Genomic DNA, 14,341 nt, shown 5'->3' with positions numbered 1-14,341 from the left:
AAGGTTCGCCTCGACATCACGCCGATGGAGAACCTGTCGCTGTTCATCATGGCTGGCTACGGCACCGACGACAACTACACGGACCCCACCTGGGCATTCCCGGCTGGCGGTCGCGGCATGTACAAGCTGTGGAGCGGCAACTGGGCACTCTGGGGCGGTGGTACCTACACCATCAACGAGAAGACCTCGTTCAACGCCCAGATCTCGTATGACGAAGGCGAAAACCTCGGCGTCGTGGCGAACATCGCCTATGACATCGTCCCCGGCCTGACGATCACGGCGGAAGCCTCCTACCTCGGCGTTGGTGATGATACCGTCTCCAACTGGACCGGTGCCGACGATGATGACAACTTTGGCGGCCAGCTCCGCTTCCAGCGCTCGTTCTAAGGGCTGGTTCTAACAGGTGAAATCCAGCCCGGGCGCTTCAACGCCCGGGCTGTTCTGTTTCGTGACTGGATCAAGGCAAACAGAAGGAACAGGGGGAAATCGGTAGCTGAATAGAGTCCGTGGGATGATTTCGTGGGATCCGTTGATGGCGGATGAAATCACGATCGCGTGATTCAAAACTCTTGAAAGGGCGCTTCCAAGCGGATAGGTCTGATCCTATCCACCCTGGGGGTGTGGCGAATGATGACGAACGAAACGATTCAAGAGGATGACCTCTCTGATCATTTTTCGGTTTTTTCTTCTCAGATTTCCAAGATAAAATACAGTTACAACAAGATAAGAGAAGTAAAGTCGTTCAGGATCGGAGAACTATTTTCAGCATACCGGGATATACTTTGGGATGATGGGCGGCATAAATACAATGTCAGCTCTTTCATCGGCGAAATAGACGAGATTCTCCTCGGAGAGCGTTTCAGCGCCTTTGACCAGAGTACCCTGGATAACCTTATCGGCACCTTGCGCCAGCGCGGCAACAGCAACGCAACCATCAATCGGAAGATGGCTGCTCTCAGCAAACTGCTGCGCAAGGCTCATAAGATGGGGGATATCCACAGCCTGCCCGAGTTCCGCCGCCAGAAGGAGCGGGCGGGACGGATTCGTTTCCTGGAGAGGGACGAGGAGGCACGGCTGTTCGCCGCCATCAAGAGCCGCAGCGAGGATGCCTACCGGCTCTCCGTTTTTCTAGTCGACACCGGATGCCGCCTCGGCGAGGCGCTCGGCCTGATCTGGAATGATATCCAGGAGCATCGCGTCAGCTTCTGGATCACCAAATCCGGCCGCAGCCGCACCATTCCGATGACCGAGCGGGTAAAAGAGGTGATCAAGCTGCCGGCCACCGAGGGCCGCCGGCCCAAGGGCCCGTTCACCAAGCTCAGCCAGGCGCAGTTTCGCGCCATCTGGAACGATGCGAAAGCCGAAATCGGTCTTGCCGCCGACGATCAGGTTGTGCCGCACATTCTGCGCCACACCTGCGCCTCGCGGCTTGTCCAGGGCGGCATAGATATCAGGCGCGTGCAGATGTGGCTCGGTCACCAGACGCTTTCGATGACCATGCGTTACGCGCATCTCGCCACCAATGACCTCGACGGCTGCGTCACCGTGCTGGAAACGCCTCGCGGCGGGACGGCTGGAAGCGCCGAAAGCTCTGTGTTTTCGTCCCCACTGACGGCGCCTTCCGCATCGCCGAGCGAGCATAAGGCGGAGCCTGCAGCCGCAAAGGCACCGCGGAAAAGCTCGAAAGCCAAATAAGCCAAGGCCATTTCCTATACTATTATAACTACCCCGGGACTGATCAGGTCTTGGGGTTTACTTTATCAGGACTTGAGCTCTGCCTGATTCAAAAAAGCGGCAATAGCACCAGGCAGGGCGCCGGTCTCGAGGAAAGGCGCATGGCCTTGGCCTTCGACCGTGATCGTCTCGATATGGCGATGACGCTTTCGCATCTGTTCGAGCGTCTCGATGGATAGCAGCTTCGAATTGGCGCCACGTATGGCGAGCAAGGGTATAGCCGTCAGCGCTTCGAACTGCGGCCACAGTACCGGCAACGGCTGGGTCAGATCGAGTCCGGCCAGCGTGTCGACCAGCCTCGGGTCGAAATCCGGCACCAGCCCTTCATCCGTCTCCCGGTAGAGGGCCGATACCATCCGCTCCCAATCCGCCCCGGTCAGGGCTGGAAAGTCGCTGCCATGCGCGCCGCGCAGGGCACTGATCGTCTCAGCGTGCGTTTTCGGCTTTGGCGCGGGCTCGAGATAGGAGCGGATATGGGCGAGACCGGCGGCCTCGACCACCGGGCCGATGTCGTTGAGAACGATGGCTTTCAGCACGGATGGCCGCATCGCGCCGAGCACATGGATGATCAGCCCGCCGCGCGACGTGCCGATGAACGCGGCCTCTTCGATGGCAAGCGCCGCCAGCCCGGCGAGGATATCACCGGTTTCGACGCCGACAGTGTAGTGGGTGATATCGGGGTCGTAGGCGGATTGCCCGCGCCCGCGATAGTCGAAGGCGATGATTTTTCGCGGTCTTTCCGCCCGTCGCGACAGGTGCAGTGCCAGCTCATGAAAGTCGCGGCTATTGCGGGTGAGGCCGGGCAGGCAGACGACCGGCCAGTGGCCGGAGTTCGCTTCGCCGTAGATACGGGCGTGGAGTTTCAGCCCGTCCGGCGAGGCGTAGACAAAGTCGGAAAAACCGCTCGACATTTGGACTCGATTCCTCGCCGTTGCCGGATCCTCCCGACTGCTACAGGCGAGGGGCGGGGTGGTCAAATCGACTTCGTCGTCGGCAGGGCAGAGGAGGATGCGAAGGATCGCCAGCCTCTGGCCTAATCTGCCTTTCCTCGGTTCAACTCCGCCCGTTCACCAGATCTCCGGCAATGTCGTACTTCCCCGAAATACGCATCTTGTAGACCTCATAATTCTCCATCACGCGCTGAACGTAACTTCTTGTTTCCGTGTAGGGAATCCGCTCGATCCAGTCGACGACGGCGTCGATGTCCTTGCCGCGCGGGTCGCCGTATTTTGCCACCCACTGGGTGGCGCGGTTGGGGCCGGCATTGTAGCCGGCGAAGGTCAGCACGTAGGAGCCGTCGAAGCGGCCGAGCTGCTCGCCAAGGAAGGCGGCGCCCAGCGTCGCATTGTAGCCGGCGTCAGTGGTCAGCCGCGCCTGCGAGAAGGTCATTCCGGCTTTCTTCGCCAATTGCCTGGCGGTATCAGGCATCAGCTGCAGCAGGCCGCGCGCGCCGGCGCTGGAGACGGCGCCGATGTTGAACTCGCTTTCCTGGCGGGCGATCGCGTAAGCCAGCGCCTTGCCCGAGCCGGAAATGTTGGCGGTGTCGGGAATGACGCCGAGCGGATGCGACAGCGCGCCGACATCGATGCCGCGTGCGCCGGCGATCTTGCCGACTTTCAGCGCCATGAAATGATTGCCCTGCTTTTCGGCCATCACGGCCAGCAGCGCCAGTTCCCCAGGGCTGGTCAATTGGCCGGCAAGGTCGCGATAAAGCGTGTCGGCGTAGCGGTCATAGCCCGCCTCCTGCAGTCGCTTGATGGCGCTGACCGCCTCGCGGTTGGCGAAATTCCGGCGGTCGGCGGCATCAGGCGAGGGATAGGTCATGTTGAGCACCTGCCGTCCGACGCGCTCACCGGCAAGCTGGCCGTAGAAGGTCGTGCCGTAGGCGGCGGCACGGGTGAAATGATCCTTCGCATTGCCGGGACCACCGGCTTCGGCCGCACGACCGAGCCAGTAATAGGCGCGCGACAGCGATATCGGCCCCTGGGTGAGATCGGCGATCCGCGCGAAATGCTTGGCAGCGATGTTGGGGTCGTTGAGACCGCGCAGCGCATACCAGCCGGCATGGAACTCTGCATCCGCCGCGTTGGCAGCACTTTCGGCGGCATGTGCTGCGACGATCCTGTAGGCGGTCTTCATGTCGCCCTGGTCGACCAGTTCGCGCGACAATACTCGGCGCTCGGCCCACCAGGCATCCGGATCGACCAGCGCATTGCGATCGCTTGGCGCCGTCATCATCATTGCGGCGGCGGCGGAAAACTTCTCCTGCTTACGCAGATATTCGGCTTGCGCGAAGACAAAGCCGGCCGAACGCTGCGCGGCGGGCACCGCCTTCAGCAGTTTCGCCGCGTTCTTGTCGCCCCTGTCCGCCGCCGCCCAGGCGTCCGCCAGTTGCTGGGCGCCGGCAAGGCCGGCGACACGCAGCGCGGAATTGACCCGGTTGGCATAGAACATCCGCTCCATGCGGAAACGGTGGTCGGCTACGGGGATCAGCTTGCCGAATTCCTGGATGATGTCGGCTTCGTCCTTGGCTTCCAGTTTTTCGGTGCGCCAGAACGGCGACAGCACCGAGCGCGCCGCCTTGACGTTGCCCCGCAACACATAGGAGCGGGCCAGGATCACGACGCCTTCGACCGTTTGCGGCTGGCTGCCGCCGAATGCCTGCACCACGATCTCAGGCGCGGGGTTCTCGCGGTATAGCGCGCGCTCGCTGTTCTTGCGCAAGGCGATCGTGCCCGGCCAGTTCGGCAGCATTTTCGCAGCATCGGCGATCTCGCCGCTTGGCGCCTTGTCGCCGCCATAGAGGGCAATCGCCCAGGCAAGGATATGCTGGTCGAGCGAATTGACCGGCAGGGTCTCGCGCACTTTTCGCGCACCGGCAATGTCGTTTGCCGCCAGCGCATCGAGGCCGCTCTTCAGCCTGGCGACGCTGGCGGATGGAGATCGCGTATTCGGCAGGCCCTTATTCTGCAGGCCGGTATCCTGCAGGCTTGGCATCGGAATGGCCGACGTGACCTGCGCATCGACGTTGCCGGTGGCCGCCACGCTCGGCGTCATCAGGAGGATTGCGCCGAACAGCGCGACAAAATGAGGCTGCCTGGTCGGCATGATCGTCATCATTTCCTGTCTTGCACATAACCAACAGGCACGGATCAACTGAAGCCTAGTCGGCTGCTATGAAGAGCCGGTAAACAAAGGGTAATCAAGGTCGTTTAAATTGCGCTTGCTGGCACTACTGCCATGCTTGCCGCGCAACGGTGTCGAGACTATGGTGCGCCGCTTCGCTTTCGGCTAGAAGGCGCGCGACAAGAAATACCCAGAATCAGAGAAGTCCCAAGGAGTTGGACGATATGCTGAGAGGCTCGCTTACCGCGCTCGTAACACCGTTCGAAAAGAGCGGCCGTTTCGACGAGAAAGCCTTTCGCGCCCTTGTTGCCTGGCAACTCGCCGAAGGCACGACGGGCCTCGTTCCGGTCGGCACGACAGGCGAGTCGCCAACGTTGTCGCATGACGAGCACCGCCACGTCGTCAAGATCTGCATCGAAGTGGCCAAGGGCCGTGCTCCGGTCGTCGCCGGCGCCGGCTCCAACAACACCGAAGAGGCGGTCGGCCTGGTGCAATATGCCGAGAAGGCGGGCGCCGACGCGGCACTCGTCGTCACGCCCTACTATAACAGGCCGACGCAGCGCGGGCTCTATGCGCATTTCGCCGCGGTTGCCAAGGCGACTAGCCTGCCGATCATCATCTACAACATTCCGCCGCGCTCGGTGATCGACATGATGCCCGAGACGATGGGCCAGCTGGCGCACGACTTCAAGAACATCGTCGGCGTCAAGGATGCCACTGGGAAGGTTGAGCGCGTGTCCGAGCAACGCGCCACCTGCGGCAAGGATTTCATCCAGCTTTCCGGCGAAGACGCCTCGGCGCTCGGCTTCAACGCCCATGGCGGCGTCGGCTGCATCTCGGTGACGTCGAATGTCGCGCCGCGGCTGTGCGCCGAATTCCAGGAGGCGACGCTTTCCGGCGACAACGCCAAAGCGTTGGAGTTGCAGGACCGCCTGCTGCCGCTGCACAAGGCGATTTTCATTGAACCCGGCGTGTCCGGCGCCAAATATGCGCTGTCGAAGCTCGGCAAGGTCGAGAACGTGCTGCGTTCGCCGCTGATGACGGTCGAGCAGTCGACCGCCGAAAAGATCGATGCGGCGATGAAGCACGCCGGCTTGATTAATTAGGGATGAGGCGCCACCTCTCCGCATCATGAATCAAGTCAGAAAAGCCGATCCCAACAACAAGACCGTTGCGGAAAACCGCAAGGCGCGGTTTTCCTATGAGGTGCTCGACACGATCGAGGCCGGCCTGGTGCTGACCGGCACCGAGGTGAAGTCGCTGCGTCAGGGCCAGGCCAACATCCAGGACAGTTACGCCTCGGTCGAGGGCGGCGAGATCTGGCTGATCAACTCCTATCTGCCGGAATATCTGCAGGCCAACCGCTTCAACCATGAGCCGCGCCGCCGCCGCAAACTCCTGCTCAACAAGCGCGAGATGGCCAAGCTGTCGCAGAGCGTCGATCGCGAAGGCATGACGCTGGTGCCGCTAAAAATCTATTTCAACGACCAGGGCCGGGCGAAGGTGCTGCTCGCCGTTGGCCGCGGCAAGAAATTGCACGACAAGCGCGAGACCGAAAAGCAGCGCGACTGGTCGCGCGAGAAGGGCCGGCTGCTGAAGGAGCGTGGGTAGGCTGGGAACCACCCTTTTGAAGAAGCCGATCGTGCTGTGGGGGGCGGCCAGCCTGATCCTGGCATGCCTGCTCGTCGCGGCCGGCTATTTCTACTTCCAGCCGTTTTCTCCGGACCGCAGCAAATATCCGGTCAGAGGTATCGACGTTTCCCATCACCAGCGGCAGATCGACTGGCGCCGTGTCGCCGCCGACGATGTCGCCTTCGCCGTCATCAAGGCGACCGAGGGCGGCGATCATGTCGATGATGCTTTTGCCACCAATCTGCGGGAAGCCCGCGCGGCCGGCCTGGCGGTCGGTGCCTATCATTTCTTCACCTTCTGCAGGCCTGGCGCCGATCAGGCGCGCAATTTCATCTCCGTCGTGCCGCGCGATCAATCGCTGCTGCCGCCGGTGGTGGATATCGAATTCGTCGGCAATTGCCCGCGGCGGCCATCGCCCGAAGAATTGCATGCCGAACTCTCGGCTTTCCTGCGCCCCGTCGAGGCAGCCTTCGGCAAGACGGCGATCCTCTACGTGACCGACGAGGCTGCGCGGGTCTATGCCGGCCAGATCGCCGGCCGCCCGCACTGGGTTCGTTCGCTGGCGCTGTGGCCAGGTCATGACGACTGGATCTATTGGCAATACCACGACAAGGGTCGCGTCGACGGCATCACCGGCGATGTCGATCTGAATGTCCTTCAGGGCAGGCAGGAAACGCTGACGACACTGTCCGCAGCGCCACCTGAATCCATGCCTTCAGAAAACCCGCGAACACCCTGAACGGACTCAGGAATATCGCCACTGGCGAGGCGCTTCTCGGTCTCTCTTACGCCGCCGCCTGCGATGTCTGCGGGCTGAGGGCAACATTCGCATCGCCCCAGGTCTTCAGGGCGGTGATCACCGGTTCCAGGCTCCTGCCGCGCGGCGTCAGGCTGTATTCCACCTTCGGCGGCACCTGCGGGTAGACCTTGCGCGCAATCAGCTCATCAGCCTCCAGCTCGCGGAGCTGGTTGGTCAACATACGCTGCGTGCAGTTCGGTATCCGCCGGCGAATCTCGTTGAAGCGCAGCGTGCCCTCGAACAGATGGTAGAGCACGACGCCTTTCCACTTTCCGTCGATGTAGCGGAGCGTCCCCTCCACGGTGCAGCCGGGGCTGCAATCAAATCGCTCGTGGCGAATACGCGGCATAACGGTATCCTTTTCGATACTATGTGCTTTATATGTGCATTCTTGCGCACAGTGATCGTAGACAGCATGTCTAGACCATGATCCTGAAAAGTGGAACCCGGTTTTCGGAAAAGGTCATGGTCAAACAAAAAGATGCACAACAGCGATCATGGAGATGAAGATGCGCGCCATCGGTTATCAAATCCCAGCCCCCATCACCGATGAGGCCTCCCTCGTCGATATCGAACTGCCGAAGCCCGAGCCCAAAGGCCGCGACCTACTGGTCGAGGTGAAGGCGATCTCGGTCAACCCGGTCGATACCAAGGTGCGGCGCAGTTCCGCTCCCGAAACCGGCCAATGGCGGGTGCTCGGCTGGGATGCCGCCGGCCGCGTCGTCGCGACCGGCGCGAATACGAGCCTGTTCAGGCCCGGCGACGATGTCTTTTATGCAGGCGCTTTTGCGCCGCAAGGCACCAACGCCGAATTCCATCTCGTCGACGAGCGGCTCGTCGGCCGCAAGCCAACCTCCCTCGGCTATGCTGAAGCGGCGGCGCTGCCGCTGACGGCGATTACCGCCTGGGAGACCCTGTTCGATCGTCTCGAGGTCAGAAAGCCTGTCGCGGGAGCGGCACCCGCCATCCTGATCATTGGCGGCGCTGGCGGCGTCGGGTCCATCGCAGTGCAGCTTGCCAGACAGCTGACCGGGCTGACGGTGATTGCCACCGCGTCGAGGCCCGAAACACGGGACTGGGCGCGCGGGCTCGGCGCCCACCACGTCGTCGATCACTCCAGGCCGCTGGCCGCCGAAGTCGCGGCACTTGGCATCGGCGCCCCCAGCTTCGTGTTTTCGACGACGAACACGGATCAGCATCTGGCCGAGATCGCCGAGTTGATCGCACCGCAAGGACGTTTCGCGGTTATCGACGATCCGAAGTCGGTCGACATCAACCCATTCAAGCGCAAGAGCGTCTCGGTACACTGGGAGTTCATGTTTACCCGCTCGATGTTCGAGACGGCGGACATGGCGGCGCAAGGCGAACATCTGAACGAATTGGCCGGGCTCGTCGACACTGGTACGATCCGCACGACGCTTGGCGAGACTGGCGGCCGCATCAATGCCGCCAACTTGAAGCGCGCCCATGCATTGATCGAAAGCGGCAAGGCCAAGGGCAAGATTGTCCTGGAGGGCTTTTAGCCAGGCTGACGACGGCCGTCCGGCTCTATTTCTGCAAAAACGCTGCTATCTCACTGAACACGTTGACGAACATCGCTTCCGTCAGCACGCCGGTGTTGGTGTTGTAGCGCGAGCAGTGATAGCTGGAAAACAGGGTGATGCCGTTGGTTTGCTGCCGTCCGCCGTGGCGGAAAGGATAAGCGGCAACACGCCCACCCAGCGCCCGCACGGTCGACTGGTGCGCGATCGAGCCCAGCGCCAGCACGGCGCGCAGGTTCTTAAACCGCGCGATCGTCGGCACCAGGAACGTCCGGCAGGTGGCAATCTCGGCGCCGACCGGCTTGTTCTCCGGCGGCACGCAGCGAACCGCATTGGTTATCGCCGTGCCGACAAGCTCCAGCCCGTCATCGGGCCGCGCCTTGAATTGGCCGCGGGCAAAGCCATGTGCGATCAGCGTGTTGTAGAGCAGGTCGCCGGCATAGTCGCCGGTGAAGGGGCGTCCGGTGCGGTTTGCGCCGCGCAGGCCCGGCGCCAGTCCGACGATCAGCAGCCCCACCGCATCCTCGCCCTCGGGCGGCAGGAAGGTCGGCACCGGTGCATTGAACCAGGACGGCTCTCGCTGCCGCCATTGCGCGATAAAATCATGCAGCCGCGGGCAGAGCGGGCAGTCGCGATCGGGCTCGGGGGAGGCGACCGACGGCGCGGTCAAGACCGCCGTCAATAGTCGTCCTCATCGGCTTCGGCAGGCTCGGGCCGACGCACCGGCCGCTCCGACGGATCGCGGCCGACCTCGCTCTTCAGCGTCATCAAGTCGATGAAATGATCGGCCTGGCGGCGCAGATCGTCGGAGATCATCGGCGGCTGCGAAGCCATGGTCGAGACGATCGAAACCTTGCGACCGCGCCGCTGCAGTGCTTCGACCAGCGTGCGGAAATCGCCGTCGCCGGAAAAGATGACATAGTGGTCGACGACGTCGGCGAGTTCCAACGCATCGACGGTCAACTCGATGTCCATGTTGCCCTTGATCTTGCGGCGGCCGGTCGAGTCGGTGAACTCCTTGGCCGGCTTGGTCACCACCTTGAAGCCGTTATAGTCGAGCCAGTCGATCAGCGGCCGGATCGAGGAGTATTCCTGATCTTCGACCAGCGCGGTGTAATAGTAAGCGCGCAGCAGGTAACCGCGTTTCTGGAAGCTCGACAAAAGCCTGCGGTAGTCGATATCGAAACCGAGCGCTCGCGACGTGGCGTAAAGATTGGCACCATCGATGAAAAGAGCGATTTTTTCACGAGGGTCGAACATGGAAAATATTCCTTTTCGAAAATAAGCGGCCGTCTAAATGCGCGTGACTATCGGTCGGCTTGAAATAACCCACTGACCTCAGTCATTCGAGATAACGCCGGTTTTACGGCAATCCAAGGGTATGATGCTGCATAGCAAGCAATTGTGATCGGTGCCGTATCGTCGCAGGCGGCGCGCGCCCAGACCCCGCCTCGGGCGGCCCGGGGCTTGCCCCCGAACTGGCAGCGCCCCTGGCCGCGGACCGGTATCGCCAAAAAGCTTGTATTTTGGCGGCGTTCAGGTTATGGACCGCGCCTGTTTTCCATTAAATCCAGGCATGAAAGGGGCAGCTCATGGCCCGCGTAACCGTTGAAGATTGCATCGACAAGGTCGATAACCGCTTCGAGCTCGTGCTTCTGGCCGGCCATCGTGCCCGTCAGATCAGCCAGGGCGCGCAAATCACCGTCCCTCGCGACAACGACAAGAATCCGGTCATCGCGCTGCGCGAGATCGCCGAGGAGACGCTGTCGCCCGACGATCTCAAGGAAGACCTGATCCACTCGCTGCAGAAGCATGTCGAGGTCGATGAGCCGGAAGCCGACGGCGAAGCGATCGCCGACCAGACCGGTACCGCTGTCGCGGCAACCGATGCCGACGACACCGAGGACAACATCACCTTCGACCGCATGACCGAGGAAGACCTCCTGGCCGGCATCGAAGGGCTGGTACCGCCGGAAAAAAGCGACGATTATTAATCTTCGCAACGACTGCCGACACTTTCGCGTCGGCGGTTTCGTGGTTATCTATGACATGCGCCGTACGCCAGTGCGGCGCATGATTCATTTCAGCCTTGCGAGATTCCGCCCATGATGCGTCAGTATGAGCTTGTCGAGCGCGTCCAGCGCTACAAGCCTGACGTCAACGAGGCGCTGCTCAACAAGGCCTATGTCTACGCCATGCAGAAGCATGGCCATCAGAAGCGCGCCTCCGGCGATCCCTATTTCTCGCATCCGCTCGAAGTCGCCGCCATCCTCACGGAAATGCACATGGACGAGGCGACCATCGCGGTTGCCCTGCTGCACGACACGATCGAGGACACTACGGCGACCAGGGCCGAGATCGACGAGCTGTTCGGTCCGGAAATGGGCAAGCTGGTCGAAGGCCTGACCAAGCTGAAGAAACTCGACCTCGTCTCCAAGAAAGCTGAGCAGGCGGAAAACCTGCGCAAGCTCTTGCTGGCGATCTCGGAAGACGTTCGCGTGCTTCTGGTCAAGCTCGCTGACCGCTTGCACAACATGCGCACCCTCGACCATGTGCCGGAGGCCAAGCGCCTGCGCATCGCTGAGGAAACGATGGACATCTATGCGCCGCTGGCCGGGCGTATGGGCATGCAAGGCATGCGCGAGGAGCTCGAGGAGATCGCCTTCCGCTTCATCAATCCGGAAGCCTACCGCGCCGTCACAGCCAGGCTCGCCGAAATCTTCGAGCGCAACAAGGGCGTGCTGTCCGAGATTGAGAAGGCGCTGTCCACGCTGTTCGAGAAATATGCGATCAAGGCCGAGGTCAAGAGCCGCCAGAAGAAGCCGTGGTCGGTGTTCCGCAAGATGGAGGCCAAGGCGCTGTCCTTCGAGCAGTTGTCTGACATTTTCGGCTTTCGCGTCGTCGTCGATACCGTCGAGGACTGCTACCGGGCGCTCGGCGCCATCCACACGACATGGTCGATGGTGCCCGGCCGCTTCAAGGACTACATCTCGACGCCGAAGCAGAACGACTACCGTTCGATCCACACCACCATCGTCGGACCGTCGCGCCAACGGGTCGAGCTGCAGATCCGCACCTACCAGATGAACAAGATTGCCGAATATGGCGTTGCCGCACATTCGATCTACAAGGACAGCGGCGGCAAGGTGAACGGCACTGCCCATGCGATCTCGAAGGAGACCAACGCCTATGCCTGGTTGCGGCGCACCATCGAGCAGCTTGCCGAGGGCGACAATCCCGAAGACTTCCTCGAAAACACCAAGCTGGAACTGTTCCAGGACCAGGTATTCTGCTTCACGCCCAAGGGCATGCTGATCGCGCTGCCGCGCGGCGCCACGCCGATCGATTTCGCCTACGCCGTGCACACCGATGTCGGCGACACCTGCGTTGGCGCCAAGGTCAACGGCCGCATCATGCCGCTGATGACCGAGCTGAAGAACGGCGATGAAGTCGAGATCATCCGATCCAAGGCGCAGGTGCCGCCGGCGGCGTGGGAATCGGTCGTCGTCACCGGTAAGGCGCGCTCGGCGATCCGCCGCGCCACCAAGAATGCCATCCGCAAGCAGTATTCGGGTCTCGGCATCCGCATTCTGGAACGCGCCTTCGAGCGGTCAGGCAAGACCTTCACCAAGGAAAGCCTGAAGTCGGTGCTGCACCGGCTGGCGCGCAAGGACATCGAGGATGTGCTGGCCTCGGTCGGCCGCGGCGAACTTGCCTCCACCGATGTCATGAAGGCGGTCTTTCCCGACTACAAGGACGAGCGCGTCACGCTGGCGGCGCCCAAGCAGCGCGAGGAGGGCTGGTCGAAAATCCGCAATGCCGCCGGCATGCTGTTCCAGATTCCGGGCCGTGCAGCGCGCAAGGACAAGGACCAGCCAAAGGACGGCGCCGTGCCGATCCGCGGCGTGCGCGGCGACCTGCCGGTGCGTTTCGCGCCGGAAGGTGCCGTGCCCGGCGACCGTATCGTCGGCATCGTGCAGCCGGGAACCGGCATCACCATCTATCCGATCCAGTCGCCGGCGCTGCAGGCTTTCGACGACCAGCCTGAGCGCTGGATCGACGTGCGCTGGGACATAGACGAGCGCACCAAGGAGCGCTTTCCGGCGCGCGTCTCGGTCACCGCCATCAACGCGCCGGGCTCGCTGGCCGACATCGCGCAGGTCGTTGCGTCCAACGATGCCAACATCCATACATTGTCGATGGTGCGCACCGCACCCGATTTCACCGAAATGCTGATCGATCTCGAAGTCTGGGATCTGAAGCACCTGAACCGGCTGCTGTCGCAGCTCAAGGACAATTCAAGCGTCAGCGATGCGCGGCGCGTGAATGGGTGAATAGTGAATAGTGAATAGTGAATAGTGAATAGTGAATAGTGAATAGTGAATAGTGAAAGAAGGGTGCTCTCACTACTACTCACTACTCACTACTCACTACTCACCCATTCACCATTCACCATTCACCATGGACATGGAGCGAGCAATGAACACCGACGAAGTGCTGGGCATTTTCCGTGAAGCCGGTGCCGTTCTCGAAGGGCATTTCATCCTGACGTCGGGCTTGCGAAGCCCGGTCTTCCTGCAGAAGGCGCGGGTGTTCATGCATGCCGACAAGACCGAGCGCCTGTGCAAGGCGCTGGCCGAAAGGATCCGCGCCGCTGTGTCCGGAAAGATCGACTATGTCGTCGGCCCGGCGATCGGCGGACTGATCCCGGCCTACGAGACCTCGCGCCATCTTGGCGCACCGGCGATCTGGGTCGAGCGGGAAGGGGGCGAGTTCAGGCTCCGCCGCTTCGAGATCGCCAAGGGTTCGCGCGTCGTCATCGTCGAGGACATCGTCACCACCGGCCTGTCGATCCGCGAGACCGTCGACTGCCTGCGCGCGCTTGGCGCCGATGTCGTTGCCGCTGCCTGCATCATCGACCGCTCGGCCGGCAAGGCCGATGTCGGCGTGCCGCTGATCGCGCTCGCCGAATACGAGGTTCCGGCCTACCCAGCCGACAGGCTTCCGCCCGAGCTCGCCGCCATACCCGCCATCAAGCCCGGCAGCCGCAACATATAACTGAGGGCGCTGCCGTGATTGCCGGTATCGACCATTTCGTGCTGACGGTTCGCTCCGTCGATGACACCTGCGCCTTTTATCAGCGCGTGCTCGGTTTCAAGCGCGTCGACACACCGAACCTGCCGACGGCGCTGCTTTTCGGAACGCAGAAGATCAATGTGCATGAGGCAGGCCACACTTTCGAGCCGAAGGCCAAGGCGCCGACTCCGGGCTCGGCGGATTTCTGCCTGATCGCCGCCCGCCCGCTCTCCGAAATATGCGCCAGTCTCGAGGCCAAGGGCGTTGCCATCGACGTCGGGCCGGTCGAGCGGACCGGCGCCCGTGGCCCAATGATGTCGGTCTATTTCCGCGACCCGGACGGCAACCTCGTCGAGGTCAGTGAGTACAGCAGGTAATTGATATTTTCGGCGAGAACGAAGTGCATCGGCAAAGCTGCGACCAACGGTGTTCA

Annotated in this window: 15 protein-coding genes; 10 read left to right on the top strand and 5 right to left on the bottom strand. The window is 61.9% G+C overall.

Translation table 11 applies throughout. The annotated features are described in order from the left end of the window. Both AC0L26_RS27165 and AC0L26_RS27160 read left to right on the top strand, forming a co-directional pair. The coding region (locus AC0L26_RS27165; protein WP_473635330.1) for a porin at nucleotides 1-387 on the top strand (387 nt) is incomplete at its 5' end. Nucleotides 388-627: 240 nt separating this feature from the next. Then, nucleotides 628-1,695 carry a tyrosine-type recombinase/integrase gene (locus AC0L26_RS27160; protein ID WP_352929010.1) on the top strand — a complete coding sequence of 356 codons (1,068 nt, stop codon included), beginning with the start codon at nucleotides 628-630 and terminating at the stop codon, nucleotides 1,693-1,695. Between the two features lie 65 nt (nucleotides 1,696-1,760). Here the strand turns inward: AC0L26_RS27160 and AC0L26_RS27155 are convergent, their stop codons facing one another. Both AC0L26_RS27155 and AC0L26_RS27150 read right to left on the bottom strand, forming a co-directional pair. Continuing rightward, entirely contained in the window at nucleotides 1,761-2,645 is an 885-nt protein-coding gene (locus AC0L26_RS27155; RefSeq protein ID WP_473635329.1) for an alpha/beta fold hydrolase, read from the bottom strand. A gap of 142 nt (nucleotides 2,646-2,787) precedes the next feature. Next, nucleotides 2,788-4,842: a lytic transglycosylase domain-containing protein gene (locus AC0L26_RS27150; RefSeq protein WP_473635328.1), complete on the bottom strand. Its 2,055-nt coding sequence runs from the start codon at nucleotides 4,840-4,842 to the stop codon at nucleotides 2,788-2,790. A gap of 242 nt (nucleotides 4,843-5,084) precedes the next feature. On the opposite strand from AC0L26_RS27150, the gene dapA reads away from it, so the two are divergent. The 3 genes from dapA to AC0L26_RS27135 are packed head-to-tail and all read left to right on the top strand — an operon-like array spanning nucleotide 5,085 to nucleotide 7,231. Then, complete coding sequence (gene dapA, locus AC0L26_RS27145) at nucleotides 5,085-5,966, top strand: 4-hydroxy-tetrahydrodipicolinate synthase (RefSeq protein WP_352929004.1); 882 nt, start codon at nucleotides 5,085-5,087, stop codon at nucleotides 5,964-5,966. A gap of 25 nt (nucleotides 5,967-5,991) precedes the next feature. Continuing rightward, the gene (gene smpB / locus AC0L26_RS27140; RefSeq protein ID WP_023719895.1) at nucleotides 5,992-6,471 is read left to right on the top strand and encodes an SsrA-binding protein SmpB; all 480 of its coding nucleotides are present in this window, start codon (nucleotides 5,992-5,994) and stop codon (nucleotides 6,469-6,471) included. Nucleotides 6,472-6,487: 16 nt separating this feature from the next. Next, complete coding sequence (locus AC0L26_RS27135) at nucleotides 6,488-7,231, top strand: glycoside hydrolase family 25 protein (RefSeq protein WP_473635327.1); 744 nt, start codon at nucleotides 6,488-6,490, stop codon at nucleotides 7,229-7,231. A gap of 46 nt (nucleotides 7,232-7,277) precedes the next feature. On the opposite strand, the gene AC0L26_RS27130 is transcribed toward AC0L26_RS27135, so the two are convergent. Beyond that, nucleotides 7,278-7,640 (bottom strand): winged helix-turn-helix transcriptional regulator, encoded by a 363-nt coding sequence (locus AC0L26_RS27130; RefSeq protein ID WP_352929000.1) that lies wholly within the window; start codon nucleotides 7,638-7,640, stop codon nucleotides 7,278-7,280. A gap of 160 nt (nucleotides 7,641-7,800) precedes the next feature. Here AC0L26_RS27130 and AC0L26_RS27125 point away from each other — a divergent pair, with 160 nt between their 5' ends. Beyond that, the gene (locus AC0L26_RS27125) at nucleotides 7,801-8,814 is read left to right on the top strand and encodes a zinc-binding alcohol dehydrogenase family protein (RefSeq protein ID WP_473635326.1); all 1,014 of its coding nucleotides are present in this window, start codon (nucleotides 7,801-7,803) and stop codon (nucleotides 8,812-8,814) included. A gap of 25 nt (nucleotides 8,815-8,839) precedes the next feature. On the opposite strand, the gene AC0L26_RS27120 is transcribed toward AC0L26_RS27125, so the two are convergent. After that, complete coding sequence (locus AC0L26_RS27120; protein ID WP_473635325.1) at nucleotides 8,840-9,514, bottom strand: uracil-DNA glycosylase; 675 nt, start codon at nucleotides 9,512-9,514, stop codon at nucleotides 8,840-8,842. Next, entirely contained in the window at nucleotides 9,511-10,092 is a 582-nt protein-coding gene (locus AC0L26_RS27115; protein WP_352928996.1) for a LabA-like NYN domain-containing protein, read from the bottom strand. Before AC0L26_RS27115 ends, AC0L26_RS27120 begins: the two co-directional genes overlap by 4 nt. A gap of 332 nt (nucleotides 10,093-10,424) precedes the next feature. Between AC0L26_RS27115 and rpoZ the strand changes: the two genes are divergently transcribed. The 4 genes from rpoZ to AC0L26_RS27095 all read left to right on the top strand — a co-directional run bounded on the left by rpoZ (nucleotide 10,425) and on the right by AC0L26_RS27095 (nucleotide 14,285). Continuing rightward, on the top strand, nucleotides 10,425-10,826 hold the full coding sequence (gene rpoZ, locus AC0L26_RS27110; RefSeq protein WP_126107177.1) for a DNA-directed RNA polymerase subunit omega: 402 nt from the start codon (nucleotides 10,425-10,427) through the stop codon (nucleotides 10,824-10,826). A 111-nt stretch (nucleotides 10,827-10,937) separates the two neighbouring features. Continuing rightward, nucleotides 10,938-13,166 carry a RelA/SpoT family protein gene (locus AC0L26_RS27105; protein WP_473635324.1) on the top strand — a complete coding sequence of 743 codons (2,229 nt, stop codon included), beginning with the start codon at nucleotides 10,938-10,940 and terminating at the stop codon, nucleotides 13,164-13,166. Nucleotides 13,167-13,311: 145 nt separating this feature from the next. Further along, the gene (gene pyrE / locus AC0L26_RS27100; RefSeq protein ID WP_473635323.1) at nucleotides 13,312-13,890 is read left to right on the top strand and encodes an orotate phosphoribosyltransferase; all 579 of its coding nucleotides are present in this window, start codon (nucleotides 13,312-13,314) and stop codon (nucleotides 13,888-13,890) included. Nucleotides 13,891-13,904: 14 nt separating this feature from the next. Continuing rightward, a complete protein-coding gene (locus AC0L26_RS27095; RefSeq protein WP_473635322.1) occupies nucleotides 13,905-14,285 on the top strand; it encodes a VOC family protein in 381 nt (126 codons plus the stop codon). Nucleotides 14,286-14,341 lie beyond the last annotated feature (56 nt).

The organism is Mesorhizobium sp. WSM4823 (assembly GCF_055811195.1).
Note: the sequence above shows the minus strand (reverse complement) of the source record. Positions and strands in the feature narration are given on the sequence as shown.

Excerpts from the sequence above, each read along its gene's own strand:
- dapA (WP_352929004.1), top strand. The coding sequence starts at position 5,085 with ATGCTGAGAGGCTCGCTTACCGCGCTCGTAACACCGTTCGAAAAGAGC.
- rpoZ (WP_126107177.1), top strand. The coding sequence starts at position 10,425 with ATGGCCCGCGTAACCGTTGAAGATTGCATCGACAAGGTCGATAACCGC.
- AC0L26_RS27105 (WP_473635324.1), top strand. The coding sequence starts at position 10,938 with ATGATGCGTCAGTATGAGCTTGTCGAGCGCGTCCAGCGCTACAAGCCT.
- AC0L26_RS27130 (WP_352929000.1), bottom strand. The coding sequence starts at position 7,640 with ATGCCGCGTATTCGCCACGAGCGATTTGATTGCAGCCCCGGCTGCACC.
- pyrE (WP_473635323.1), top strand. The coding sequence starts at position 13,312 with ATGAACACCGACGAAGTGCTGGGCATTTTCCGTGAAGCCGGTGCCGTT.
- AC0L26_RS27155 (WP_473635329.1), bottom strand. The coding sequence starts at position 2,645 with ATGTCGAGCGGTTTTTCCGACTTTGTCTACGCCTCGCCGGACGGGCTG.
- AC0L26_RS27160 (WP_352929010.1), top strand. The coding sequence starts at position 628 with ATGATGACGAACGAAACGATTCAAGAGGATGACCTCTCTGATCATTTT.
- AC0L26_RS27150 (WP_473635328.1), bottom strand. The coding sequence starts at position 4,842 with ATGCCGACCAGGCAGCCTCATTTTGTCGCGCTGTTCGGCGCAATCCTC.
- AC0L26_RS27125 (WP_473635326.1), top strand. The coding sequence starts at position 7,801 with ATGCGCGCCATCGGTTATCAAATCCCAGCCCCCATCACCGATGAGGCC.
- AC0L26_RS27115 (WP_352928996.1), bottom strand. The coding sequence starts at position 10,092 with ATGTTCGACCCTCGTGAAAAAATCGCTCTTTTCATCGATGGTGCCAAT.
- smpB (WP_023719895.1), top strand. The coding sequence starts at position 5,992 with ATGAATCAAGTCAGAAAAGCCGATCCCAACAACAAGACCGTTGCGGAA.